This window comes from Streptomyces sp. NBC_00690 (genome assembly GCF_036226685.1).
In the GTDB taxonomy this organism is placed as follows: Bacteria; Actinomycetota; Actinomycetes; order Streptomycetales; family Streptomycetaceae; genus Streptomyces.
Map to the genome: position 1 here is coordinate 8165293 of NZ_CP109009.1, position 25875 is coordinate 8191167.

At 67.5% G+C, this 25875-nt stretch carries 19 protein-coding genes; 9 read left to right on the forward strand and 10 right to left on the reverse strand.

All coding sequences use genetic code 11. The features are described from left to right. Window positions 1-40: 40 nt before the first annotated feature. The gene (locus tag OID54_RS35225) at window positions 41-1141 is read right to left on the reverse strand and encodes a winged helix DNA-binding domain-containing protein (protein ID WP_329026347.1); all 1101 of its coding nucleotides are present in this window, start codon (window positions 1139-1141) and stop codon (window positions 41-43) included. Window positions 1142-1827: 686 nt separating this feature from the next. Here OID54_RS35225 and OID54_RS35230 point away from each other — a divergent pair. Further along, entirely contained in the window at window positions 1828-4155 is a 2328-nt protein-coding gene (locus tag OID54_RS35230; RefSeq protein ID WP_329026350.1) for a cell envelope integrity protein TolA, read from the forward strand. Between the two features lie 303 nt (window positions 4156-4458). Here OID54_RS35230 and OID54_RS35235 read toward each other — a convergent pair whose 3' ends face one another. Next, a complete protein-coding gene (locus OID54_RS35235; RefSeq protein ID WP_329026352.1) occupies window positions 4459-6390 on the reverse strand; it encodes an NAD(P)-binding protein in 1932 nt (643 codons plus the stop codon). A 376-nt stretch (window positions 6391-6766) separates the two neighbouring features. On the opposite strand from OID54_RS35235, the gene OID54_RS35240 reads away from it, so the two are divergent. Then, entirely contained in the window at window positions 6767-7639 is an 873-nt protein-coding gene (locus OID54_RS35240) for an alpha/beta hydrolase (RefSeq protein ID WP_443055738.1), read from the forward strand. A 160-nt stretch (window positions 7640-7799) separates the two neighbouring features. On the opposite strand, the gene OID54_RS35245 is transcribed toward OID54_RS35240, so the two are convergent. The 3 genes from OID54_RS35245 to OID54_RS35255 all read right to left on the reverse strand — a co-directional run bounded on the left by OID54_RS35245 (window position 7800) and on the right by OID54_RS35255 (window position 10770). Beyond that, window positions 7800-9071: a hypothetical protein gene (locus OID54_RS35245; RefSeq protein ID WP_329026354.1), complete on the reverse strand. Its 1272-nt coding sequence runs from the start codon at window positions 9069-9071 to the stop codon at window positions 7800-7802. A 26-nt stretch (window positions 9072-9097) separates the two neighbouring features. Next, on the reverse strand, window positions 9098-9487 hold the full coding sequence (locus OID54_RS35250; protein ID WP_329026356.1) for a hypothetical protein: 390 nt from the start codon (window positions 9485-9487) through the stop codon (window positions 9098-9100). A gap of 326 nt (window positions 9488-9813) precedes the next feature. Further along, window positions 9814-10770, reverse strand: coding sequence for an immunity 49 family protein (locus OID54_RS35255; protein ID WP_329026358.1), 957 nt, complete (start codon window positions 10768-10770; stop codon window positions 9814-9816). Window positions 10771-10970: 200 nt separating this feature from the next. Between OID54_RS35255 and OID54_RS35260 the strand changes: the two genes are divergently transcribed. Further along, entirely contained in the window at window positions 10971-11378 is a 408-nt protein-coding gene (locus OID54_RS35260; RefSeq protein WP_329026360.1) for a J-domain-containing protein, read from the forward strand. 61 nt (window positions 11379-11439) lie between these two features. Here OID54_RS35260 and OID54_RS35265 read toward each other — a convergent pair whose 3' ends face one another. The 3 genes from OID54_RS35265 to OID54_RS35275 form a co-directional block, all read right to left on the reverse strand. Next, window positions 11440-11916, reverse strand: coding sequence for a VOC family protein (locus OID54_RS35265; protein ID WP_329026363.1), 477 nt, complete (start codon window positions 11914-11916; stop codon window positions 11440-11442). A 302-nt stretch (window positions 11917-12218) separates the two neighbouring features. Then, complete coding sequence (locus OID54_RS35270) at window positions 12219-13643, reverse strand: dihydrolipoamide acetyltransferase family protein (RefSeq protein ID WP_329026366.1); 1425 nt, start codon at window positions 13641-13643, stop codon at window positions 12219-12221. Next, window positions 13643-15829, reverse strand: coding sequence for an alpha-ketoacid dehydrogenase subunit alpha/beta (locus OID54_RS35275; RefSeq protein WP_329026367.1), 2187 nt, complete (start codon window positions 15827-15829; stop codon window positions 13643-13645). Before OID54_RS35275 ends, OID54_RS35270 begins: the two co-directional genes overlap by 1 nt. 185 nt (window positions 15830-16014) lie before the next feature. On the opposite strand from OID54_RS35275, the gene OID54_RS35280 reads away from it, so the two are divergent. The 3 genes from OID54_RS35280 (at window position 16015) to OID54_RS35290 (ending at window position 19047) form a co-directional block, all read left to right on the forward strand. Beyond that, entirely contained in the window at window positions 16015-16542 is a 528-nt protein-coding gene (locus tag OID54_RS35280; RefSeq protein WP_329026369.1) for a VOC family protein, read from the forward strand. Between the two features lie 13 nt (window positions 16543-16555). After that, entirely contained in the window at window positions 16556-17302 is a 747-nt protein-coding gene (locus OID54_RS35285) for a GntR family transcriptional regulator (protein WP_329026371.1), read from the forward strand. Between the two features lie 599 nt (window positions 17303-17901). Further along, on the forward strand, window positions 17902-19047 hold the full coding sequence (locus OID54_RS35290) for an MFS transporter (protein ID WP_329026373.1): 1146 nt from the start codon (window positions 17902-17904) through the stop codon (window positions 19045-19047). A 6-nt stretch (window positions 19048-19053) separates the two neighbouring features. Here OID54_RS35290 and OID54_RS35295 read toward each other — a convergent pair whose 3' ends face one another. Then, window positions 19054-19287 (reverse strand): hypothetical protein, encoded by a 234-nt coding sequence (locus OID54_RS35295; RefSeq protein WP_329026375.1) that lies wholly within the window; start codon window positions 19285-19287, stop codon window positions 19054-19056. 445 nt (window positions 19288-19732) lie between these two features. Here OID54_RS35295 and OID54_RS35300 point away from each other — a divergent pair, with 445 nt between their 5' ends. From OID54_RS35300 to OID54_RS35310, 3 genes are all read left to right on the forward strand, one after another. Further along, entirely contained in the window at window positions 19733-23050 is a 3318-nt protein-coding gene (locus OID54_RS35300; protein ID WP_329026377.1) for a S8 family peptidase, read from the forward strand. Window positions 23051-23257: 207 nt separating this feature from the next. Further along, window positions 23258-23923 carry a maltokinase N-terminal cap-like domain-containing protein gene (locus tag OID54_RS35305; RefSeq protein WP_329026379.1) on the forward strand — a complete coding sequence of 222 codons (666 nt, stop codon included), beginning with the start codon at window positions 23258-23260 and terminating at the stop codon, window positions 23921-23923. A gap of 283 nt (window positions 23924-24206) precedes the next feature. Then, window positions 24207-24956, forward strand: a complete 750-nt coding sequence (locus OID54_RS35310) for a hypothetical protein (RefSeq protein ID WP_329026382.1) — start codon at window positions 24207-24209, stop codon at window positions 24954-24956. Window positions 24957-25114: 158 nt separating this feature from the next. Here OID54_RS35310 and OID54_RS35315 read toward each other — a convergent pair whose 3' ends face one another. Beyond that, window positions 25115-25396, reverse strand: coding sequence for a DUF3040 domain-containing protein (locus OID54_RS35315; RefSeq protein ID WP_329026385.1), 282 nt, complete (start codon window positions 25394-25396; stop codon window positions 25115-25117). Window positions 25397-25875 lie beyond the last annotated feature (479 nt).

Sequence of the window (25875 nt, forward strand, 5' to 3'; positions counted from 1 at the left end):
CGAGACGGCTTGATGCAGCGAAGACCGGTCGACAGTTCGCTCATCGCGGAGATGCGGCGATCCGCACGCGATCGCTCTCGTTGTCGGAGAGGAACGACGCCAGTTCACCGCCCTGTTCGGCGACGCCGGCGCGATCCGTCCGTGAGAAGGGGCGCAGTGGAGTGACAACCACGGTGTCGTCGTCGACGCCCCACGTCGCGGAGACCCGGCCGTCGACCAGGACGACGCGCTCGCCGGCGACGGACAGGCCGCGATGGGCGTCGTCGATGATCCGGCTGCGATCGTGATAGCCCAGGATCGCGTTGTCGAAGGCGGGGAGGAACCGTACCGGCGCGGGGGTGTCGGGGTCGGGGCGCGGGAGGTCAGGGAGGTCCAGCAGCTCGCGACCCCGCTCATCGCGGAAGCTGACCAGGTGTTCGCGCATCGCGGCGATCGCTTTCGGGAGTCCGGTCAGACCGCACCAGGCACGCAGATCAGCCGATGCGGCGGGACCGAACGCGGTCAGATAGCGCCGCACCAGCGCTTCACCGACCGGGTCGGTGCCCGGCGGGGCCGCTGGGTCGATGCTTCGCCCCAGCCATGAGGAGAGCAGTGCGTACCGCGCTCCCCCTTTGGTACGCCACAGCCCGCGCGGCGGCAGTTGTGTCGTCGGGAGGAGGGCTGCGATCAGCAATTCGCCCAGTGCCCGCGGTCCCGGGTCTGGCCAACGCTCGCCGAGCGCCCTGGCGAGCTGGGACATCGAACGGGGTTCTTCGTCGGCCATGACCTCCAGGCCGGCCACGGTGAGTTCGTCGAGGTCCACGCCGTCGAGTTCACGGCGATAGGTGCCGAGCACCCGTTGACGCAGCATGCCGTCATGTCGTGCGCGCCAGGCCAAGGCATCGTCCGCGGTGACCAGATGGACGGTACGGCGCATGAGGTGCATCCGTACCACGTTCCGCTGGGTGAGCAGGTTCGAGAGCGTTGCGGGGTCGAACCGGCCCAGCCGCGACCACAGCCCGACGAACGGTTCCTGGGGTTCTTGCGCTTGTAGACCGCCGAGGTGTGCGACGGCGCCGAGGACGGGGAGGTCGGCGCGATCGAGCAACAGTTGCCGGGCGAGCGTGGCGCGGTTGAGTGCCCGGGTGGCGAGGAAGCTCATCGGGTCATGCCTCCGAAATCTGCCCCACCGGCCCCTTGCCCGGTGGGCGCGTGCAGCTGACCCCTGGCGATGTGTGCAGGCCCCCCATGGCGCTGGTCTCCTGGCAGGGTGTCCTGCCGCCGCTGCCTTGGGCGCTTGCCCGATTCCGGATCTGTTCCTGCTCGTCTGCTGTCACAGTGCTGTCGTTCCCATCGAAATCACGATTCCAGGTCAGGGCCGGCCGCCGCGCGTCCATCGGCCACGGTGGTGCGGCCTGCTCGATCCGGGTGCCGGTGCCCCGCTGCCACTGCACCAGGTCAGGGCCGATCGCCTGCACCGGACCGGATCTGGCGTCATGGGTTCTTCTGTCTGCCACGCGACCACCATTGCAGGAGTAGCGGACAGGATGTGACCTCTACTGCGGGCCGTATGGACACCAAAGCCGGAACTGAAGGAGGCATGCGCACAAGTGGCGCGGCGAAGTACGAACGCCGCGGCCGGCATGGTCACCGCCCCCGCGGGCGTCGCCATGAACCGGATCGTGGCGCCGCTCTTTCGAGGTAATGCGCGACGTATGAACGGCGGATCGTCCGCCCCCGGGCTACGGTCGCCGATGACTTGCAGGCGCACATCCGGGGGTGCACTCGATCATGCGCGGGAACACTGGGGAACACTCGTGGACACGGGCGCCGAGGTGGCGCAGGTGGATGGCGGCCTGCTGCCTGACGGCATTCGCGGCAGCTCCCCTGATCGGCCCCGGCGGCGGCGATGTCGTATCCGGTGCACAGGCTGCGACCCGATCCGTTGCGGACGGCGCCGGTGGGCTCGTCCCGTACTACGAGGACCAGTTCAGCCAGGAGGGATTCGACTTCCGGGACCGACTGGGCACTGAGTACAGAGGCGCGTACATCCGGGAGTCGGGCCAGTACGCCAACGGCTACAGCGAGTTCGCCAACGTCGCCGCAGCGCTCGTCGATCCACGCGGGCGGACCGACGAGGAACTCCAGTCCCTGCTGCGGACTGCTCGACCCGAGGAGGCACCGGCGTACGACTTCAAGCTGGTGCCCCTGGAGACGTGGAAACGCTATCTGCGGCCCGGCGACTATCGGAACCTGCGTGCCGAGGGCGTGAAGAACCTGCTGATGGTGCGGGCGATGAGCTTTCCCGGCCTGCGGGAAGGCCGCAAGAAGACGGGCCTGCACTCCGAGAAGCTGATCAAGAATGTGCTGCAGGAGCGCAGGACCGGCAGAGCCGCTCTGAAGCCGCTCTCCTGGTACACCGATCGGGGTCCATGCGAAGAGTGCGACGAAGAGGTCATCGAGGACGGCACTCCGACCTATCACGCGCAGGAGTACGGCCTGAGCCGACCGGAGCGGGCGCAACGTAACACCGAGTTGAAGAAGGCCGAAGCCGAAGTTCACCAGGCTGCGAACAGTCAGAGGCGACTCGTCGAACGGGCGCAGAAGGCGGCCAAACTGCCAGCCGCACAACGTGCCAACGAGCGGAAGGTGATCAAGAAGGAGATGGAGAAGGTGGCCGTTCGCCGGGAGACCGCGGAGGCCACCCGACAACAGATCACCGATCGCTACCGGGACATCGAGAGCGTCCGAGCGGCCACGGCTCGCGGCAACCTCCGCAAGGACATCAACACGGCACGCAAGACCGACACCGCGGCCACGTCCCTCTTCACCGCGGCTCCAGCGAACTGCCCCAGGCCGCAGGCCCAGAGCCTCGCGCAATCCGGAGCAGCCGCCTTTCGCCTCGCAGCCCATTCCACACCGCGGATCGCCAGCTGTGATGGCGCGGACGACCAGGTCAGAGGCGGTCTGGCACGGGGTCTGACAACACCGCACGAGGCACCAGGCGGTATCGACTTCTCCCGTCTTGAACTGCGCTACCTCAGCGATCCCGGGGCGGATGGCGGTGGGCTTCGCTATGCCTTCAAAGCCCCCTTGACGGCATCGGACAAGGGGAGCGGATCGACCGGGCTCGCCGGTGCCAAGGAGTCGTCGGACGCCTTCTTCGTCTGGCTGCAGTTGGAACCCTCGACGTTCTGGGTCAACCTCAATCCCAATGAACCGGACCGCATCGTCGACTCCCGGTTGGGCCGGACCGATGCGGGACGGGTGTTGCTGCAAGCCGATCTGCTGCTGAAGAAGACGACCGGCACCTTCATCCACCCGGATACGAAGCTCGGCGCGGACTACTGGGAAGCACTGTCGGGGAACTGCATGTCGTTCCGCACCTGGATCGTGCCGTCGCCGGCGACCGTGCACCAGAAGGAAGGCGAACTGCACATCCTTGACGCACCGCTGGATGTGCAGATGGAGACGCAGTATCTGAAGTCGCGCGGCGCGAAGGCGACGATGTCCTGTGCGGAGCAGTCGACGTCCGTGCAGGAGCACAACGAGAAGGTTTTTCGGCGCATGATCCTGCCCAGGGTGGTCGAAGCCGTGAACAAGGCACCCGAGTACGCAGAGCTGCGGCGTGTGTACCTCAGTCGGGTCGCGGCGGAGTGGTACCGCCAACTGAGCGCCCGTACGAAGACGACGTACGGTTCGATGATCGACAACGGTGACATCAGCGCGTACACCACCGCGAAGAGCTGGACTCCCCGCGACACCTTCGACCAGTACGTACGGTCCTACACCAAGGGCGAGTTCAAGGTGACGCACCGTACGCGCGAGGGCAACACCGAATACACCAAGACATATCTCTACGGCGGCGTCGACTTCACCGCCGTCCCCTTCACCTCCATGTCGGGCGACCGGCTGAAGGAGCGCTGGCCCACACTCACCCGGGATGTGAGCCGGTCGTTGGCACAACCCGTCACGGACACCCAACAGGGACAAGTGTGGCTCGGCGGCGGCGCGCAGAGCCTCGACGAAGGTACGGAGCCCGGCACGTCGGACGGCGAGGAGGCATCCGCCGGGGACGTCGCGTCCGCCGCCATGCGATGGCTGCCCGCGCTGCTCCCCGTGCTGCTCGTCCTCTTCGTCCTACGAAGGAGGGCACGACGTCGTTCCGGCCGTTGACTCCGCCATCGAAGCAGGTCGGAGGGCCGCTGGTGAGGAGTTCACCACCACCCGCCGCACGGTGCAATCCGTCCGGGTCGCGCCGGGAACCACCCTTCCGCACTACCGGCTGCAAGGCTCGGCTTGCACGACCGAGCCGCATGCACCACCACCGTGCCCCAGCCCACCGGGACGGGCTGGGGCACGGTGGCGAGCAGGTCTCCGCGTTGTTGCAGGCCCTCCGGGGGATTCGCTCATCGACGGCGCTCCCCATACGGGCAGGCCCAGCATCACGAAGGCCATGCCGTACGGTCCGGCAATGCGTCACACCAGGTGGGACACAGCGCGGTAGGCGGCGTCGAAGGCAGCGTGCGTGTAGCCGAAGGCTTCGGCGTCCGAGTTGGCGATGGCTATCCGACCGACGGGACGACGGGCCTTGACATAGGGCCGCTGGCTCTCGGGCCCGAACAGCGCCGGGTCGTCGAGCGAGTTGTACTCGTAGGAGTACCCGTGCGCCCACCGGTTCACGGTGATGGCGGTGATGTCCTTGCCTGGATCGAATCCGTGGTCACTCAGAGAGCGAGCCATGGAATCGCGGATCTCCCGTTCGAAGTTCTCGAACTGCATCCTGGCCAGGGCGCGTCGGCCGGCCTTGTGCTGGTCGCGGCACGCACCGAGGCCGGGCTGGTTCGGAGTCGCGGACAAGGCGATGACGGTCGGCAGCTCGGGGCGGTGCGGCATCTTGAAGTCGCCGATCTCGGTCACCGTCGGCAGCCCGAAGCTACTGAAGTACATGGACGGGGTGCTCACCCGGGAAACGCGCGCCGCGGCGAAGGCACGCCAGTCACGCAGCGCCACCCGTGCGTAGACCAGCGGTACCTTCACCCCGTAGCGCATCGCTTGGACCTGGTCGGCGGGCAGTTCGGGAACGATGTAGGAGGCCACCGAGTTCCAGCAGGCCATCACAACGCCCTTGGTCCGCACCCGGTAGCTGCGCCCGTTCTTCGAGTAGCTGACGGTCGCGCCGTGTCGACCCTCGTTGCGGACCTGGAAGACCGTGCTCGACAGCCGGATGCGTACGGAGGAGTCCGAGTCGTCCAGGTTGGCGTAGCGGGCGGTCGCCGTGGGCGCCTCCTTCCAGTCGAGGCGGCGGTCCTTGAAGGCGTCCGGGACCAACTTGCTGACGAGGAGCCGTGCCAGAGTGGCGTTGCCCTCGGGGAAGTAGTAGTTGCCGTCCCCTTCTGTCGCCGCGAGTTGCATCAGAGGTGTGAAGCCGGCGCCCGGCCAGGGCGTGCTCTCCAGATTGAGACCGTTGAAGCCGGGCTGTCCGGTCGCCCAGGCGTCGGCGGCGGCGACACGGTCGACATCGACGCCCCACAGCCCATTGGTCCCACGCCTCATGATCGCCAGCGCATCGGTATCCATTCCGATCTTCTCGCGCAGATAGTTCTCGTACGGGGTGCGGGCCAGCGCTGCCTTCTTCTGGGCGTCCGTCATTCCCGGAAAGAAGTCTTCGGTGGTGGTGTACAACCGGACGAGCGCCGCCCTGCTCGCATCGCTCATCGGGAGCTTGGTGACGTACGAGGCCCAGGACTCGCCGGACTCCCGGATCACCAGCCGATCCTTTCCCCAGCGCTCGGAGTTGAAAAGGGTCCCACTGCGCAGCGCGTACTGCTGGTAGGCATCGGATTTGACGGTGGCTTCCAGTGCCTTGAAGTCGACACCGAGATCCCTGGTCACCAGTCTGTACGCCTCGCGGGACCAGGTGCTGGGGGTGTCCATGTTCACGGTGCCGCCGTGGGAGAGCAGCGTGTGGCGGCCCACGCGGAACTCATTGCGCCGCGCGTGTCCGCCGAAGTCGTCGAGGGCGTCGAGGATGAGGATGCGGGCGCGCGATCCGACGGCCTTGCGGTAGAAGTGCGCCGCGGCCAGCCCACTCAGTCCCGCGCCGACGACGACGAGATCGTAGGACTCGCGCGTGTCCTTGATGGAGCCCGGGGCGAACTTGCCGTCGCGCACCGAGTGGGCGACTTCGAACGAACCGGCCTGCTGTCCCCTGAGGCCGGTTTCAGTGGGCGGGTACGACGTGTGTCCACCGTGTCCATGTCCGTGCTCATGTCCGTGTCCGTGGCCCTTGTCATGGCGAGGGCCCGGTGCGGCTTGGGCAACGCCGGGCAGTGCTGCCGCCACCGCAACACCGGCGGTGCTGACGGCCACCCCGTCCAGAAAGTCCCTGCGGGTGATTTTCCGGGTCATTCCAAGCTCGCGATCACTGAATCTGGGCATACCCGACCCCTATGAGAGATGTGCGAATTCCGGACCTGGATTGCTAGTTGGGCATGCTATACCGCACATAACCGGCTTCGTAATAACTAAATTCGTTGTTCAATGACCCATCTGATGCGAAATCAGTTGTGGCGAATGTCTTGTGCGGGACTGAGTGGCCGAAATCGCTGCTGTCGTGCACTCGCCTTCGCCGTTGGCCGGCGGCTCCACCGCTCCCAGGGAGCGCCCGTACCCGTGTCACCCGGACGGCCGATCGGTTCACTCTCTCGCCCATCGCGGAGAGCGCGCAGCGGCGCCGCGAATGAAGGTGGGACCAGCCCTTCCCCCAGCAGAAGAGAGACCCCTCATGGCCGTACCACCCTCCTCCAGTGCGCGGCGCCGCATAGTGCGCGTGACCGCTCTGTCCGCCGCGCTGACGGCAGCGGTGTTCGCGACCGGGCCCGCGATGGCCGGCGGTGACCCTTCCGGAGCCAGCCACCCGGAACCCACCGCGCAGGGAGTGAAGCCGACCGTGGTCCTGGTCCACGGTGCCTTCGCGGACGCGTCAGGATGGAACGCCGTGGTCGAGCGGCTCCAGCACCGCGGCTATCCGGTGGTCGCTCCTCCGAACCCCCTCCGCGGCGTTCTCAGCGACTCCGCCTATGTCGCCTCCGTCCTCAAGAGCATCAAGGGACCGATCGTGCTCGCCGGGCACTCCTACGGCGGGGCGGTCATCAGCCAGGCGGCGGCCGGAAACGAAAACGTGAAGGCGCTGGTGTACGTATCGGCCTTCATGCCGGACGTGGGCGAGAACCCTGCCACGCTGTCCACGAAGTTCACCGGCAGTGACCTCGGTACCGCGCTGCGCCCGGTTCCCTACACCGACGGCACTACGAGCGGCACCGACCTGTACATCCAGAACGACAAGTTCCACGCCGTGTTCGCCGCGGACCTTCCCGAGGCCCAGACGCGGGTCATGGCGGTGGAGCAGCGCCCCGTCGCCCAGGCGGGCTTCGGCCAGAACGCGACCGCCGCCGCGTGGCGGACGATTCCGTCCTGGTTCATCGTCGCGAAGAACGACAAGGCCATCGCCCCCGACTTGGAGCGGTTCGAGGCGGCGAGGGCCAAGTCCCACACGGTCGAGGTCGAATCCTCACACGTGGCGATGATGTCCCATCCCGATCTCGTCGCCGATCAGATCCGCAACGCCGCACACACCACCGTCGGCAACGCCCAGTAGCGGATCGGGATTCGGTCCACGCCACGTGGTCCGTTCTGGCGGCGCTCCTGCGCGCGGGGCGTGGACGCCGTGCCCAAGGGCCCGGGCCAACACCCGGGCCCGATGCGGTGCACCGTGCGCTGTGTCATGTGGGTCAGGGGCGGTTGTCGGCACGCCTTGGTCACCCAGCCCAAGCGATGACGTTCGACTTCACACCCGATGCGACCACCCAATAGCGGCCGGGGGCTTCCATGGGGAAGGCGCCGAACTCGCGAGTGCCGTCGGCGTCGATGGTGTGGATTCTCTGATCGTACGGACCGTCGGTGGTGTCCGTGTCCGTGTATGCGTAGATCATGACGTCCTCGTCCGGCTCGAAGCCGGTCATGTTGACGTTCATCTCATTGCGATGCCCCCGAACGATGAAGATCTTGCTCGACGGCCTGTTGGTCTGCGCAGAGGTGGAAGGGGTTTCTCGCGGCACCGGTCGTCGGGGGATGGACTTCCGCGATGACGCAGCAGGTGATGACGAAGGACGGGGGGAGTCAAGGGCCTCGCTGGCCGGGCTGTCCGTGCTGGCCTTGTTGTCCGGGGCGCGCGAGGGCCGGCGCGGCGGTGCTTGTGGGGGAGTCGTGGACGCGGAGCGGGACATCGTTGTGGTGAGTCCGTCGGCTGGTCCGGTTGCGGGTGCGCGAATCCCCCGACGGCCCGGCTCCGCAGAGAAGGGCATGCTGACGACGAGGGCGATGGCGACGACGGTCGTGATCAACAACGCGATCAGAAGCGCAGTACGAGGCTTGCGCTGACCTGCACGCAGCAGCCTGCGCAGCCGGCCCAACTCCCTTGCATTGGCATCGAGCTCCAACGCGATGGCCCGTAGCACTTCGTCGTGGTCACCCCCGAAGGCACGTGACGGGAGGGTCGGCTCGATGAGCCTCTGCCGCTGGACGGTGGCCCGGGGAACCCGGCCCGTTCGAGCGTGTTCCAGCGCCCACTTCTCTGCCCACTGCTCGGCCGCGTGCCGCAGCCGGTTGGCCCGCTTCTTGTCCGCTCTGGCCCGTCTCAGCTGTGACTCGGCCCGTCGACGGCGCTTTCGGAGGTGGTTCCGCTCCAACTGGACGCTCCGCAAGCCCCGTGTGCTCGGCACCGGCCCGTCATCGAGCCCACGCAGCTGGGACTCCAGTGAATCGATGGCCTCCAGCAGCTTCCACACCAGCGTCGTACTGAAGCGCTCGGCATCATTTGCGTCCAACACGAGTTGGACGATGCCGCTGTTGGCGAAGCCGCCGGGCCCCGCATACGCGTCTCCCGTATCCCGGGCCTGTTGTACGGGGGTTTCGTTCGGCGGTCGTATCAGTGATGGTTCGGCCGTCGGATCAACATCACCGGGTTGGCCTGCGCCGCGCCCCACCGGTAAGGGGCGACTCTCTTCGGGCGGGTCCTCCTGTGCGGACATGCGGGGTCTTCTCGCGAAACTCCTGGCTAGGTCGTGGGCTTGTCGGCGGAGTACACACCCGAGCAGGCGAAGCTGCCGGGCCCCTGTGCCGTGACTTTCCCGGAGTCCTGCACCCGCATCGGGATGCCGTCGGCACCGCTTCCGCGCACCCCGCCGCTGACCGCCGTGCCTCCGTCGCTCGCGCTTGCCCGTCCCGAACCGGTCACGATGTCCACCGCATCCGTCGCCCTGCGGGGCTCGGCAGCACCGGGGGAGGTGAACAGGCTCCACACCAGAGCGACCACTCCCGTGGCGCCCTGAACGGAAGCGGCGACCAACCGACCACTATCGGGGCCGCCGAGCAGCCAATACAGGGGCGTTGAGGCGATCGCCGCCGCCGCGCCCGTCATGATCGCAACCTTCATGCCCTTCGACACGACCACGCTTTCCTCCCCCGGTGCTTCACGCTCCATCAGACGGTCCGAGGTCGGAAGACCTCGACGCTCCGCCCTTTGCGCTCGTCGCTCCTCAGCCGACCGGCACGATGAGCTGGCGGCGGACAAGTACGCGCACCGGGTCTAACGACAATCGGCCGGGTAGGTGACGATCGCCCCTGGAGCGAACGGCTGCGGGGAACCCGGTCGACGCAAGGCGTAACCCCAGGGGCACTCCCGAAGTCCCCGTGCTACGCGCTCGCAAGGGTCGGTGGTGAACCATCCTCCTGCTCGGCAGACCGAACAGGGCCGCCCATAGAGGGATCTGGCTACTTGGCCGCCCACAGTCCCAGGTGATTCTCACCCGTGTCAGCCGCCCGTCGCAGCGCGTCCGGGGATCCCAGCACGTCGTGCGGGAGGTAGCCGGACCTGACGTTCAACTCCCATCCGTGCACTTGAACCGCCAGGCAGGCCAGGCCGAGGACGCCCAACGGGAACAGGGTTCTGGGGGCGGGATCGGGGCCCGTGTTCTCGCGGTGCTCGATGAGTCGGGCCACGAGCGCCCGCTCGAAGGCTCGCTGGTCGTCGTCGAGGAGTACGCGAAGGAGTCGCTGATCCGGTGTCAGAGTGTCGAAGGCATCCAGTTTCAAGGCCGCTTCGGCGCGCTCATCGGCAGCGGGCTTGCACAGGGGCACGGTGGGCCAGTCCCGGGGGAGATGGCCATCGGCCTGCCTGAGGTAGCCGCACAGCGCGTCCATTTCAGCGAGGTCGGCCGGATCCGACGTCGAGTTCAGAAATGAGTACGGCACCCCCTTGTGGATCTCGGGTGCGTAGTCCTCGCGCAGCAGGAGACCAACCACCCGCTGCCACTCCCACACCAGGCCACTCACCAGGGATACGGCAAAGGTGTCGAGCCAGGTCCTGGCCGTGGGGGCGATGTCGACGGCGTCGCCAAAGTCGGTGTCCTCGCTGGTGAGCGTCTCCCCGATGAGCGGGAAGACGATCTCCTGGTCGCCGTTGGGGAAGCAACCAACGCTCAATATGCCCAGGGAACACTCCGCCGCGGTCCGCAGTGCGGACCGCGATGGTTCGTCGAAGGTCGCCCCCTTCTCCAGACTGCGAGCGGCGACATGGTCCATGAGCTCGTCGTGCATCTCCCGCAGCTTCTGCGGTGAAGGGTCTTCGTCGCACAAGGCGTTCCACCGCTGCCGGGTCCGTCGGTCGATGTCATCGAGTGCCCGAGCCGCTTGCTCTCCACTGACCTCGTGACGGGTCACTTCCCGCATGTCTGCCGTCCCATCATGATCTTTTCGGCTGGATCCGGCACGCTACCAGCGGGCTCGGACATGGCCGTGGGCTCGGCGCAGTACATCGGGAGCAACGGGAGCTCCACACCGGGCGCACCACTCGTGAAGGGCGGTGCGAAGGGCCGGTGATGGGTCACATCGCCTTACCGACGATCGTTGTGGTTTGGCATCATGGTGGTATGACGCAACGGAAGCCGCCCGGTGTCCCCTTCGAGGGCTGGGTCGACCACCAGATCCATGAGGCGGAGAAGCGCGGCGAGTTCGCGAGCCTTCCCGGCTTTGGGAAGCCCTTGTCGAACGACAGTGCTCCGTATGACGAGATGTGGTGGATCAAGGCGAAGATGGCACGTGAGGGAGCCTCCTACCTCTCCCCGGTCATCGAGTGCCGCAAGGAAGTCGAGGATCTGCCCGCATCCCTTTCGCAGGTGATGAGTGAGGCGGAGGTGCGGCAGCGGGTGTCGGACCTCAACAAGAAGATCACTGATCTCCTGCTGATGCCTCCGCCGGGGCCACCGTTGGGAATCAAGCGTCTCGATGTGAAGGAGATCCTGCGCGAGTGGCGCCGGGCGAGGGATTCCGGCCGGTGAATCCCGCCCTCGGACGCACTGGACCGATGGCCCTGATGCTGGTGGGGCGAGGGCCCACTTCCTAGGCTTCGGCGTCCGCCGCCCGATAGAGCTCGGCGACGTCGATCTTCTTCATGCCGAGCATCGCCTTCATGGCGCGCTGGGCGCGCTTTTGGTCTGGGTCGCTGAGCAGCTCACCGAGTGCGGCGGGGGCCACCTGCCAGGACAGCCCGTACTTGTCCTTCAGCCAGCCGCACGGCCCTTCCTGGCCGCCTTCGGACAGCTTGCTCCAGTAGTGGTCGACCTCTTCCTGATCGGCACAGTTGATCAGAAGCGAGATCGCCTCGCTGAAGGTGAACTCCGGGCCGCCGTTGATCGCGGTGTACGGCTGCCCGTCGAGGACGAAGTCGACCGTCAGTACGGTGCCTGCCGGGCGTGGACCGGCCTCGCCGTAGTGCGAGACGTTCGTGATCTTCGAGTTCGGGAAGACCGATACGTAGAACTGCGCTGCGTCCTCACCTTGGGTGTCGAACCAGAGATTGGGCGTCACGGTGGGCATCGCATTCCCCTTGTCGTCGTGCTGTGGCTCTCTCCGCTTTCCCTGTATGGACTGTCGGGCCGCTCGGAACTCATCGCCTTCGACCGGCCGGATGCTCCAAGGGACCGACACTGCCATCGTGCGGGACATGATCGGGTCTCGCCGAACGGGTGGCACACGGTCCGTTCGCTGGACACGACTGGCCGTCACATCGATCGGGAGCCCCTGGACGGATGGAGCCGACGCGGTGCAGTCCCGCAGGGTTCTCCCCTGCGGGACTGCACCGCGTCGACTCCATCAGCGGCTCCCACTGCGGAGCGGGCTCAGAGCAGGATGCGCATTGGGTGTTCGATGCGTTCCTTGAAGGCGCCCAGCCATTGCGCGGCGAGTGCCCCGTCCAGGACACGGTGATCGCCGGAGAGAGTGACGGTCATGATCGTGGCCGATGTGATGCCACCGTCGTCGTCCACGACCGCGCGACGCGTGGCCGCGCCCACCGCGAGGATTCCCGCATGGGGCGGATTGATGATCGCGCCGAACCGTTCGATCCCGTACATTCCGAGATTCGAAACGGTGAACGAGCCTCCTTCGAGGTCGGACTGGCTCAGTCGGCCTTCCCTCGCCCGCCCGGCCAGATCGGCGACGGTGCGGCCGATGTCGCCGATCGAGCGGGTGTCGACGTTGCGTACGACCGGGGTGACCAAGCCGCCGTCGATGGCGACCGCAACCGCAATCGAGACCGACGAGAACCTGCGGATCGCATCCGGCGTCCAGATCGCATTGGCCTCGGGCACGTCCTGGAGAGCTCCGGCGACCGCCTTTACGACGAAGTCGTTGACGGACGGGGTCGGTGTGTTCGGTCCGTGGTCGGCCTTCATCGTCCGACGCAGCTCCAACAGTGCGTCGACGCGGCAGTCGATGTCCATGTAGAAGTGCGGAACGGTGCTCTTGCTCTCGGTGAGTCGCCGGGCGATCGCACGGCGCATACCGGTGTGCGGCACATCGGTGAACTCGCCGTCGTCCGCGTGGCGCGGAACGGGTCGGCTCGCCTCGCTGGTTGCCGGTGAAGGTACGGCCCCGGGCCGGACCGCGGGTGCAGCCGGTTGCGCGAGGGTCGGTGCGACGGGTTGTTGCGCCGCGTCTGCCTTGAACCGGTCGAGGTCGCGACGGACGATGCGTCCGCCGGGGCCCGTGCCGACCACCGTGGTGAGATCCACCTTTCGATCGCGGGCGAGCCGCCGTACGAGCGGGCTGGCGAACAGACGCTCCCGGGACGGCAACTCTGCCACCGGCACGGAGTTCTCGGTGTACTCCTGTTGCTGTGTGTCCGGGCGGGCAGTCGATGCCTCGGCGGGAGCCGTGGCTGTCTCGGCCGGGGCCGGGGCGTCACCTTCACCGTCGGCAGACGTACCAGACGTACCAGACGTACCAGACGTACCAGACGTACCAGACGTACTGGACGAAGCAGGTCCACCGGAGACCTCGGCCAGTGCCTGCTCGGCCGTCTCACCTGCGACAGCCAGTACGAGCATCGGTGTACCGACCGTGACCGGCGTGCCGAGCTCGACGAGGAAACCCGCGACCGTGCCGGCCTGCTCGGCCTCGTAGTCGACCGCGGCTTTCTCGGTCTCGATCTCCGCGATCGCCTGTCCGACCGACACCTCCTGGCCCGGTGCGACGTGCCAGGCCAGCACGATGGCTTCGGCCATGCCGGTCAGGACTTCGGGCATGCGGATGACAAGGGCCATCAGTTCCCTCCCATGGCGGCCAGGCTGCGTCGGAGCGCGGCGGCGATGTCATCGACCTGTGCGATGGACGCTGCTTCGAGCACCCGGGAGATGCTGGGGCTCGCCTCACCACCGGTGACCCGCTCGACCGGCTGATCCAGCCAGTCGAAGTACCGGCGCTGGATCTCATCGGCGAGCCAGCCACCGTAGGAGGTGCCCTGTGCGCCCTGCTCGACGATGAGCACCGCGTTCGTCTTGCGGATGCTCGCACCGATGGTGTCCCAGTCGATCGACGCCCGGTCGAGCCAGCGCAGATCGATCAGATCGGCGTCCGCACCGGTGTTCTCGATCGCTTCGAGTGCCTTGTGCACCATCGACAGATAGCTGATCACGGTGATGTCGGAGCCGGTGCGGCGCACAGCCGCGACACCCAGGGGAAGCTGGTAGTCGAGATCGCCCTCGGGCACGTCCTGTGACACTCCGTACAGGTCGACGTGTTCGATCACGAGGACCGGATCCGAGAGGGCCATGGCGGTGTTGAACAGCCCGATGTAGTCGGCCGCTGTGGAAGGGGCCACGATGCGCCAGCCGGGGCTGGTGGCGAAGATTCCGGCTGGATCCATGAGGTGCTGCGAGCCGTAACCGGAACCCATGGCCACCTTGGTGCGCAGCACGAGGGGGACGGCGCTGTCGCCGCCGAACATGTGGCGGGCCTTGCCGATCTGGTTGAACACCTGGTCGGCCGCGACCCAGAGGAAGTCGGGGTACATGAACTCGATGACGGGCCGGAACCGACCGTCCAGTGCCAGGCCGGCGCCCAGGCCAGCGAAGGCGTTCTCGCTGATCGGCGTACCCAGTACGCGATCGGGTGCAACCTGTAGTGCCCGCTTGGTCACGCCGTTGGTTCCACCACCGAGGCGGTGCACGTCCTCGCCGAGGACGACGACCCTCGGGTCTTGCGCCATCCGGCGTCCGAGGACATCGGAAGCCGCCGTGACAAATCGTTTCTGCTCGGCAGGTCCGTCGTACGTCGCCGGGTCGAGGGTACGGGCGCCGGCCAGCTCGCTGGCGTCGCCGCGCAGACCGTCGTTGGCCGTGGCGGGGTCGGGCCAGTGCGCCGGCATGATCCGTCGCTTGCCCTGGTTGTCCGGATCGGCTTCGACGAGCTCTTCCGTGAGCTGTCGCATCGCCTCGCGCGCCTGCTCGCGGACCCCGGCCGCGGCTGCTTCGTCGAGCAGCCCGAGGCGGGACATCTCCCGCTCGGTCTTCAGGATGGGGTCGCGTTCGCGCCAGGCCGCCTCTTCCTCCTTGGTGCGGTACCCGAAGGCGCTGCCGGTGTACCCGCCGTTCTGGTGGAAGTAGCGGTAGACGTCGGCCTCGATGATGCACGGCCCTCCGCCGCCGCGCATGACCTCCTCCGCCTGGGCCATGGCGAGGTGTACGGCGAGGGGGTCCATCCCGTCGACGCGCCACGATGGAATGCCGAATCCGAGGCCACGGCCCGAGAGCCTGTCTTCGCGGGTGACCTCCGCGACCCGTGTCGAGACGGCGTAGAGGTTGTTCTCGATGAAGAAGCACAGCGGCAGGTCCCAGGCCGCCGCGAGGTTCAGTGTCTCCAGGACCGATCCGATGTTGACCGCTCCGTCGCCGAAGTAGGTGACGGTCAGGTCGTCGGTGTTGGAGTGGCGCTGCGCCCAGGCGTTGCCGGCTGCCAGCGGGACGCCGCCTCCGACGATCGCGTTGCTGCCCAGGGCGCCGGCTTCGAGCCACTGCAAGTGGATCGAACCGCCGCGTCCCTTGGTGAAGCCCTGGGCGAGTCCGAGGATCTCCGCGAGCGTGCGGCGCAGCACCGTGCGGACGCCGTCGTCCACGAGGTTCTCCAGGTCGACCTCGCCCTTGGTGACATGGGTGAGGGCCTTGGAGAGGAACTGGTGGTGGCTGCGGTGCGAGCCGTTGATGCCGTCGGAGGTCCGCAATCCGATCGCTGAGCCGACGGCACCGCCTTCCTGCCCGATGCTGGAGTGGGCGGGACCGTGTACGAGTCCCTCACCGGCGAGGTCGAGCACCGTTTCCTCGAAGGCCCGGATGAGGTGCAGCTGGGCGAGCATGCCGCGCAGCAGGTCGGGATCGGCCTTTCCCCAGTCGGCCTGTGTGGCGGTGAACTCCACCCAAGGGCGGATCGGTTCCAAACGTCGTTGGCGCGGCAAGGCTCCTCCGTGGCGGTCGGGCGCAACAGCGCGTCGTCGCGCCGTCGAAGCTGCGGCAAAAGTAGACCCAATAGGATCCAATCGCAATACCTTGTTGTGTCATGTGCCAGAAATTGTCGGAGTCTGGTCGCTCATTGTATCCAATGCTACGGTGAGGACTCATAGGCTTGAGGAAAGGAAGGCATATGTCCCTGCCCGGCTTGAAAGGCACCGAGCACATCGGATTCACCGTTCCCGACCTGGAAGAGGCGGACGCCTTCTTCACGGACGTCATCGGCTGCGTGCGCATCTACGAGCTCGGTCCGTTCGCGCACGAGCGCGGGGACTGGATGAGTAAGCAGCTGAACGTCCACCCGCGCTCGATCATGCGCAAGCTGTACTTCTACCGCTGTGGCATCGGGCCGAACTTCGAGGTCTTCCAGTGGGAGGCTGCGGACGGCCAGCTCCCGCAGCCCCGCAACAGCGACGTCGGCGGACATCACCTGGCGTTCTACGTCGACGATCTCGACGCCGCGGTCGCCTATCTGAAGTCGCGGAACGTCCGGGTGCTCGGCGAACCCGTCGCGAGCGCCAACGCCAGCGCGGGCCAGCGCTGGGTCTACTTCCTCTCCCCGTGGGGGATGCAGTTCGAGTTGGTCAGCTTTCCCCAGGGCAAGGCATATGAAGCGGGCGCGCCAGTGACATTGTGGAACCCGACGCGCCCAGCAGACTAGGAGGCCCTGCACCGTGAGCGACAACGCCACGCCCACCCCGAGCACGCCCGTGGACGCCCGCCCCGCTCTCCACGGGGAGAGCGGGGCAGGCGCAGGACGGCACGGCAATGCGAGCCGTCGCATCGCCGACGGCCTCCGTGCCGCGATCCTGTCCGGGGAGCTGCCTCCCGGAACCCGGATCCGCCAGGAGGAGGTCGCGGCGAACTACGGAGCCAGCCGCATCCCGGTGCGTGGTGCCCTGAACATCCTGCAGTCCGACGGCCTGGTGACCCTCGTGGCGAACGCCGGGGCCTGGGTCGCGCAACTGAACCTCGCCGAGTGCGAAGAGGCGTACCAGTTGCGGGAGCAGATCGAACCGCTCCTGCTCCGGGCGAGCAGGCCCGGTCTGACGGCCGACAAGCTCGACCGGATGGACGACCTCGCATCACGGATGGAACGGGCGGCGACTCCCGAGGAGTTCCTCCATCTCGACCGGGAGTTCCATGACCTCTCCTACTCCGGGGCCGAGACGGTCGTGCTTTCCGACTTCGTCGATCGGCTGTGGAACATGACCCAGCAGTACCGGCTCGCTTTTGTGCGTCTGTTTGACGAGCAGGGCAGTGCGATCGTCCACGACGAGCACCGGATGCTGGTCCGTGCGCTGCGGGAAGGTGACGACGATCAGGCGGGCCTCGTCATGCGCGGGCACATCCGCCGAACCCGTCTGGCGCTCGCCCAGCATCCGGAACTCTTCGACACCACAACGCCCAAGCAGAGTTGACGCCCCGCGGTACCCGATCCCCCCGCCTCGAAGATCGCTGCGGCCAGGGGGTTCGACCGCGTTCACCACGAAGCAGTCGTGATCCGGATTGAACCGGTCGTTGATCCGGACCGGCCACCTGGGGCGAGTGCGCAGACCGCACTGCGGCGGCCACCCGCGCGGAGTGCGTAGGCCACCTTGCGATGGTGCCGTTGGGGGAGGGTGAAGGAAGTGTGCCCCTCCGCCGAAGTAGCACGGCGGCCCGTGGCGTCTCGTTAGGATTCGACGACGAACTGCGGACTCTCCATGACACCGCAGAACGCCCAGACCTGGTCCCTACGCAGTCGCACCCCCGGCGCACGGTTCCCTGGCCGCTCCCGGGATCCCGAGCACATCCCGAGGACATCCCGAGCCCGAGTCCCGGCATCGGTCGAGTGAGCACGGTGGACGGCACAGTCGGCCGATGGCCGGCCGCGCGTACGGGCCCGCCGGGGAAGGGAACACGTCCGGAACGGGAGCGCGTTCGGAAATCGGGGGAGGGCCGCCGCGGACCCGTTCGCATTCCTCCGTGCTAAAGGCGGATCCAGTTGTTCGCAACGAACTCCCCCTACCGCGACCTGATGACTCGTGAACTACTGCTGTGGGGCGTCCTCGCACTCTTGAGCAAGGCCCCCGTGGCCATGGCACCGCTGGCCCTGGTGTTTCTGAGTCGGGAGAGCCCGGCCGGCTACACGCTCGGCGCGGGCCTGGCCTCCGCGTACGTCGTGGGTGAAGTGGTCGGCGCTCCCCTGCTCGGGGCCCGCCTCGGCCGAGGCGCGATGCGACGACGGCTGTCCGCCGGGCTCACCGTCGGGGCGTTGGCCTTCTGCGCCCTACCGTTCGCGATAGCCGCCCCCACTCCGGTACCGATCGGCCTTGCCTTTCTGGCCGGCGCGGCACCGGCCGCCTGCCCCGGTGGCATCCGAGCCATGCTCACCCGACTGGTGCCCGAGGATTCGGTGACCCGCGCATTGAGCATCGAGACCACCTTGACCCAGATCACCTGGGCCTCGGCGCCTGCTCTGGTCGTCCTCCTGGCGCTTCGGGTCCATGCCGGAGCCCCGCTGGTGGTGGGCGCGATCCTCGCGGCCACCGCTGCGATCCTGCTGTTTCGGCTCCCCGAGACGGAGGAACCGGAACCCGCCGATCGCCCTACCGCGCCGATCACGCGGACCCTGCTCTCCGGCTGGCCCGTCTATCTCACCAGCGCCGCTTCCATGGCGATGCTGGCCACGGCGGAACTGGTCCTGCCCGCTCTCCTTGAATCGCAGCGGATCTCCGTCGGATGGTCGGGGCCGCTGCTCGCCGGCTTCGCACTGGCCAGCGCCGCCGGAGCGCTCTGCTACGGCTCGCGGACCTGGCCGGGTTCCCTGCGCGTCCAGAGCCTGGTGCTCCTGGTGCTCACTGCCGGGTGCCTCGTACTGATCACCGTCTTACCCGGCCCGGTGGGCATCGCCTTCGGTCTCCTCCTGGCCGGCGTCTTTCAATCCGGTGTGATGGTCACCCGCAACCTCAGCCTCCGCGAACGCCTCCCCGCACACGCGCACGCCGCCGCGTACTCCGTCATGTACGCGGTTGGGGGCTTGGGCTACGGTCTCGCGGCGTCCCTGTCCGCCGTCGCCCTCGAAAAGGGAAGCCCTTCCGCTGCGATCCTCGGCGGTGTCGCTATCACCCTCGTCATCACGGCCGTCAGCGCCATGGCTGAAAGTCGATCCCCAACCGACTAGAGCCACTCAATCGGTCGTCTCTTCCGCTTCCGGCGTCGTCCCGGCCACAGCGCGTCGCGCAGCCTCACTTTCGGCCGCAGGGGGCGACAGTTCGTCCAAGGTGTCGAGATCGTCCCCGGCCAACTCTGCCTCCCAGGTGGCGGCCAGCTTCTCCTGCTCGGCGCCCGACTGCTTCCCGACCGCTTCCCGATCTTCGGGGCTCAAGGCGGCAAGGAATCTCGCAACGGAGTCATGGGGCATCGAGGTTCTCCTTCGGTCACATGGGCACAGCATCGCCTGGTGCCCGTGCCAGCATGACCGAGGCATGCCACTCGACGGCGGATGCCGCGCCTCGGAGCCCCCGAATGGGTACCCCCGGACGACTGGAGAGAGCGGTCGACCGACGAGGCGCCCGACGTGGCGCTGCACCGCTCGGCAACGGTCGGGGTCACACCTGCGCGGGCGGGCAACGAGGCGCTCCCAGCGTGCTCACCGCTGCCTCATAGCTTCGAGATGCCTCCGTTTAGCAAGGAGGGCAGGACGAATCCGCTCGTTCACCGGGTCCGGGACTTCGGCCTGAATACATCCCTGGACCGGCCCCTTTTGGACATTGGTGATCTCCCGACCAACCCGCATCACGTGAATGCCACTTCTCCCAGGATGAGCGCAGCCATATGGACGCGCTCAACTCCCGACTGGAGGGCATGTGTTCACGAGACAGCAACGCGCCGCGGGGGCGGCGCTCACCGCCGCGGTCTCCCTGGCGCTGGTTGCCGGGATGACCGGGGCCGGCACTGCCACTGCTTCCCCGCCACCTGGTACGGCAGGGGCAAGGCCGGCGTCCGGCGGTTCCACCTGGGTCACCCTGATCACCGGCGACCGCGTCAGGGTGGACGGCAAGGGTAAGGTCACCGGCTTTGACCACGCGGATGGCCGGGTCGGCATATCCGTACAGAGGTACACCGAGGGCGGTCACACCTATGTGGTGCCCCATGACGCCCGTCGACTGATCGCCGAAGGCAAGTTGGACCGACGGCTCTTCGACATCACCGAGCTGAGCAGGCCGGAGAGCCGGCAGGCACACCGGGACGGGCTGCGACTGATCGTGGCGTACGGCGGTTCCGCTGGCCCGAACGCGCGGAAGGCCGTCCGGGCAGCCGATGGCACGGAGCTCAACCGTTCGCTGAAGAGCCTCAACGCGGACGTGGTGACCAGCACGCCCGAACTGTGGGGAACCCTGACCAAGGGGGGCGGCCAGGCGCGGTCGGCCGCGTCCGGGATCAGCAGGATCTGGTTGGACGGCATGCGCAGGGCCACGCTGGAGAAGAGCACCGGCCAGATCGGCGCACCGAAGGCGTGGCAGTCAGGCTTCCAGGGCAAGGGGGTGAAGATAGCCGTCCTCGACACGGGCATCGACGCCGACCATCCCGACCTCAAGGGCAGGGTGATCGCCGCCCAGAACTTCAGCCAGTCCCCGGACACCAAGGACCGCGTCGGCCACGGCACCCATGTGGCCTCCACCGCTGCGGGCAGCGGGGCCAGGTCGAACGGAACCCATCGCGGCGTCGCACCCCAGGCCGAGATCCTCAACGGCAAGGTGTTGAGCGACCATGGCGCTGGCAGCGATTCCGGGATCATCGCGGGCATGGAGTGGGCGGTCGCGCAGGGCGCGGACATCGTCAACCTCAGTCTCGGTGGGCGGGACACCTCGGACATCGACCCGTTGGAAGCCCACATCAACAAGGTGTCGGCCGAGACGGGTGTGCTCTTCGCCGTCGCGGCGGGCAACGCCGGGCCGAATGCCATCGACTCACCGGGCAGTGCCGACGGCGCTTTCACCGTCGGCGCCGTGGACGCTCAGGACAAGCTCGCCCCCTTCTCCAGCACCGGCCCCAGGGTCGGTGGTGGCAGGATCAAACCCGATGTGGCAGCACCGGGAGTGGACATCTCCGCCGCAGCCGCGGCCGGGACCGTATCCCCGGGTGATACGGGATACACGACCATGTCCGGTACGTCGATGGCGACGCCGCACGTCGCCGGTGCGGCAGCCCTCCTCAAGCAGCAGCATCCGGGGTGGAAGGCGAAGGAGTTGAAGAACGCGCTCGCCTCGTCCGCCAAGGATGTTGGGCACAACCCTCATGAACAGGGCACCGGCCGGATCGCCGTAGACCGGGCCGTCACCCAGACCGTGGTGCCCGAGGAGAGCTCTCTCGACTTCGGCACCCAGCAGTGGCCCCACACCGACGACACTCCGGTTTCCAACAAGATCACCTACCGCAACAGCGGCACGGCGGACATCGCCTTGGACCTTGCGGTGACCGGCTACGGTCCGGGGAATCAACCCGCTCCCGCCGGCTTCTTCACCCTCGGTACGAACCGGATCACCGTCCCGGCCGGAGGCACGGCCTCGGTCGATCTCACCGCCGACACCCGGCGGGGCAGCGATGACGGCCACTACGCAGCCGCTGTCGTCGCGTTCGGGGGAGGCCAGACCGTCCGGTCCACCGCGGCCATCGAGCGTGAGGTCGAATCGTACGACGTCGCCTTCAAGCACATCGGACGGGACGGCAAGCCGAGTACGCACTTCACATCGACACTGCTGCCTCTCGCCATCAACGCAGCGCCGAGTTTCGTCGAATCCTCGTCCGGGGACCTCACCGTGCGCATGCCCAAGGGCGAGTACGTGCTCGACGCGCAGGCTCCGGTCGACGCCACCAAGCCCGCCAGCGGGCTCGATGTGCTCCTCCAGCCGAAACTGCTGATCGACAAGGCGCAGTCGGTCACACTCGACGCCCGCCGGGCCAAGCCAGTGAAGCTCACCGTGCCGGACCGGAAGGCCGTGCTCGGAGCCGGAATGATGGAGTACACGCGGACGGGGGCTGCTGGTCGGAGCGTCGGTGTCTTCTACGACGTGGTCTCGTTCGATGCCTTGCACATCGCCCACGTCGGCCCGCAGATCACGGACGGGTCCCTGCACCAGGTGTGGGCAGGCAACTGGCGCAAGAACGCCCGCACCGAGTACAACGCTGCTTCCGGCGGTGTGGTGAAAAAGGTCGCCACCGGCTACGAGCGCGACTTCAAGGCTGCGGAGTTCGCGGCGGTGAAGGTCGGCATCGGTGCTTCGGCCAAGGGCAAGAAGGGGACCGTCGAGCCGACCGCGCACTTCGAGGGCAGCCACTGGGGGATGGTCGGTTTCAGCATTCCGCGGCCCCTGCCGGACACCCGCACGATGTACGTCTCCACCGGTGACAAGGCGAAGTGGAACTTCTACGTCGGCCAGAACACCGAGGACCCCGACGGCTCCTACGTGATCGACGTCATGATGGATTCTCAACCCAGGACCTACCGCGTGGGCAAGGCCCATCAGGAGACCTTCAACACCGCCGTCTTCGGTCCGAAGATCGACGAGAGGTCGGGCTTCTGGCGCCTCGGGGGCCATCTGTTCGCCATGATGCCCCAGTTCGCGGACGGCCAGGGTCACACCGGATCCTCCTCGATCGAGTCCGCGAAGACCACGCTGTACCGCAACGGGGTGAAGATCGGTGAGAGTGCCGACGAACTGACCAGCGGGACGTACCTGCCCATCGGTCGGGAGGCCGGTCAGTTCAAACTCACGACATCGGTCCTGCGCGATGTCACGATGGCACGAGTGAGCAGCCGGATCGATGCCGAGTGGGCCTTCAGCGCGGGCGCGGCGACCGCCGACGAGGAGGTGATGTTGCCGGTCTCGACCGTGCGCTTCGCCGATGCACGGGTCGGCTTGGACAGCACCGCCCCGGCGGGTGCCACGCAGTCCATTGCGCTCCAGATCCAGGGTGCGGCGGCGAAGGGCAACGTCAAGTCGCTGACCGCGCACGCGTCGTACGACGGTGGCAAGACCTGGCGAAAGCTCACGGTGACCAACAGCAAGGCAACGGTGAAGAACCCGGCCAAGGGGAAGTCGATCGCTCTGCGGGCCCGAGTGACCGACAAGCAGGGCGGCTCCCACCAGGTGACCGTGTACGACGCCTTCTTCGGCAAGTAGATCTCACTGCGCCACTGCGCCACTGCACAGCGGTATGACGGCTGATGGCCGACGGCGGCGGCCCGCTGGAACCCACATCGGAGGGTTCCAGCGAGCCGCTGTCGGTCGTACGGGGAGTGCGGCCGATGGAGGGGAACCCCGCATTGCACCGCGCCGGATGGGAAGGTGTACGGGCACCCATCCGATCGACGGAAGAGAACCCACGGCATGGCCGTCATTCACCACACCGTCCTTGAGCCGACCAAACTGGAACTGCTCACCCATTGGCTGCCCACGCGACCGTGGTACCGCGGAGATTCGGGTGAACCGAAGCTGGCCAAGGCAGGCGGATTCCGACTGGACGATCCGAACGGCGAGGTCGGGATCGAGTTCATCGTGGTCACGGACGCGGGAGGACCTCGACCGACCGACTACCTCGTCCCACTGACCTATCGCGGCGCCCCGCTCGAAGGGGCGGAACACGCACTCGTCGGCACGATGGAGCACGGCGTCCTCGGCCGGCGCTGGGCCTACGACGCCTGCCAGGACCCAGTGGCGGTCACTCAACTACTCGCCCTGATCGCGGGCCGTGTCGGGGCCCAGGACCAGAACACCAGCGACACCCCCGACCATGAGGTCCTCGGCTCCTACACCGGAGAAGGCCCCATTCCCGGAGACTTCGGCGCCACGGTCTCCGACGACCGAGCCGGTACCGAACTGTCCGCACCGTCCGGCAGTCTCCTCCGCTTGCTCCGGGTCCTACGTCCTGTTCCTGACGGCTCGTCGTCGTCCGTCGGGGAAGCGAGCGGCAGCGTCGTGGGTTCTTGGCAACTGCCGGATGGCACTCGCGCCCGCGGGCTGTTCGCCGTACTGCACCACAACCCGCAGCCGTGACGAGGTCCTGACGGAGAGCGGGTGCCCCAGGTCCGGCGCGGCCGGGGCACCCGGCAGACGGCTCGGGCAGAGCGGCCCCCGTCCCGTGCGGTTGCCGACTCCCTTGCGCGGTGGGGAAAAGCTCTGCGCTAGCATCCCATTTCCGCGTGTATGAAGGGGCCTTCGTCCAGGTTTCCCCCAGGGCGCGTTGTGCGGTGGCGACCGGTGCCCCACCCGGGGGCAGTGTCCCGTACAACCGCTCGATGGTGGTCGGTATGACGGCGGTGCCCGGAGGAGGAAGAACATGATGCGTTCCCGGTCGTCGCTACGGGCCCGATGGAGTGCGGTGCTGTTGGCGGCAGTCGCGGTGTCGGGGTGTTCCACGGGCGACGCGAAGCAGGGAAGGACCGACGCCCCTGATGCGGGGACGCAGGCAGCTGCGCGCGTAGCGGCAGCGCCCCTGACCGTGGATCGCCTGGCCAAGCTGACACTGAGGAAGGGCGAGGTGCCCGACCTGATGGGCGATCAAGTGCCACCGGTGGAGGAGCTCCCACCAGGAAAGATGCGACAGCCGTTTCCCCCGGTGTCGAAACCCGAGTGCCGTCCACTGATCGATGTCTCCCAGGGCAAGGAGGCGGTCGCTGTGGTCAGCCAGAGCTTCCAGTGGGTAGACGGCGTAGGAGGTTGGACGACGATCTCCGCCTATCGCTCCCCGGAGGAGGCGCAGCGGGCCTTCACCCGGTTGGAGAAGGCCGCAGCCGAGTGCCGATCCTTCGAAGGAGAAGGCTGGACCGGACGGTTCTGGGCGACCGTCACCACCGATGAGCCACTCAAGCTGGGCGACCAGGCCATGAGCTTTCGCCAGTCCATGCCCATGAGCACCGAGGCCATGCCCGTTCGGCCGGGCACCGCGGGCGCGGTGGACCACACGACCTACAGCACGGCGGTCCGCACCGGTGCCGTCATCGCCGTGTTCCGCAATTCCCAGAAGGCGTTCCCCCGCCAGCTCATGGCAACGCAGATCCGACGCCTCCACACGGCACAGCAAGCTTGATGGTGCTGTGTCGAGGCACTCGACCCACCGAACGAGATGCCCTTGGCCGACCGACGTCCGTCGGCCCGCCCCCGTTGCGGGCGCCCCATCGCTCGTACATGCGTCACACTGCCCTCGGCGCACGCCTGAGCTCCTGATACCGGCCCCCGAGCGCCCGACTAGCTCGGCCGCCGTAGACCGGGGCGATCGCGCTGGGGATCGAAGAGGTGGCCGGCGGCCCCCGCCACCACCAGCCCGGAAGCAATCAGCAGCCCATCGCTGATGACCACCCCGACACCGAACAACACGCTGGCGGCGGCCAGAAGCAACCAGGCAGATCGGTGCCGATACTCCCGAGGGCGGCAGGGCTCTCCGCGGTCCATCGCCCGGGCGAACCGCGGATCCTCGGACCTCGTTCGGTGCGCAAGGTCAGCTAGGGGGTCGTTTCCGCTCCTGGCCATGATGATCTCCTCCCAACGACAGGGACGGGCCCGGACCGCCCCTGCCGGACTGCGGCAGGGCCGCACAACGCTTCGTCCGCCCGACCCTTCGTACGGCGGTGAGCGCCTCACACCGGGCAGCGCTCCACCGTGCGATGCCCCGTGGCCCGCCCCACGGGGTGCCGGTCGTCCGCTGGTTCCCACGCTCCCTGAGGCCGATGACCGAAACCATCCGTGGCGCCACCCATCTCCGCGGCGGGGACCATGTAGAGCAGGTCCGTTCCGGGGGAGGGATGGGTGGTGCCACGGATGGACACGGACCACGCCGACCGGCACGCTGGCCGGATGGCCCGATGGGCAGGTCAGGGGGGTGGGGGAGCCGTTGCCGCAGGTAGGAGCGATAGTGGAGACACTCCATGGAGAGGAGGGGGCACCCGCCGTGTCCGTGTTCGCTTCCTTGTCGTCGAAGCTGTCGTCGCTGTCGTCGTTGCTGCCACTGT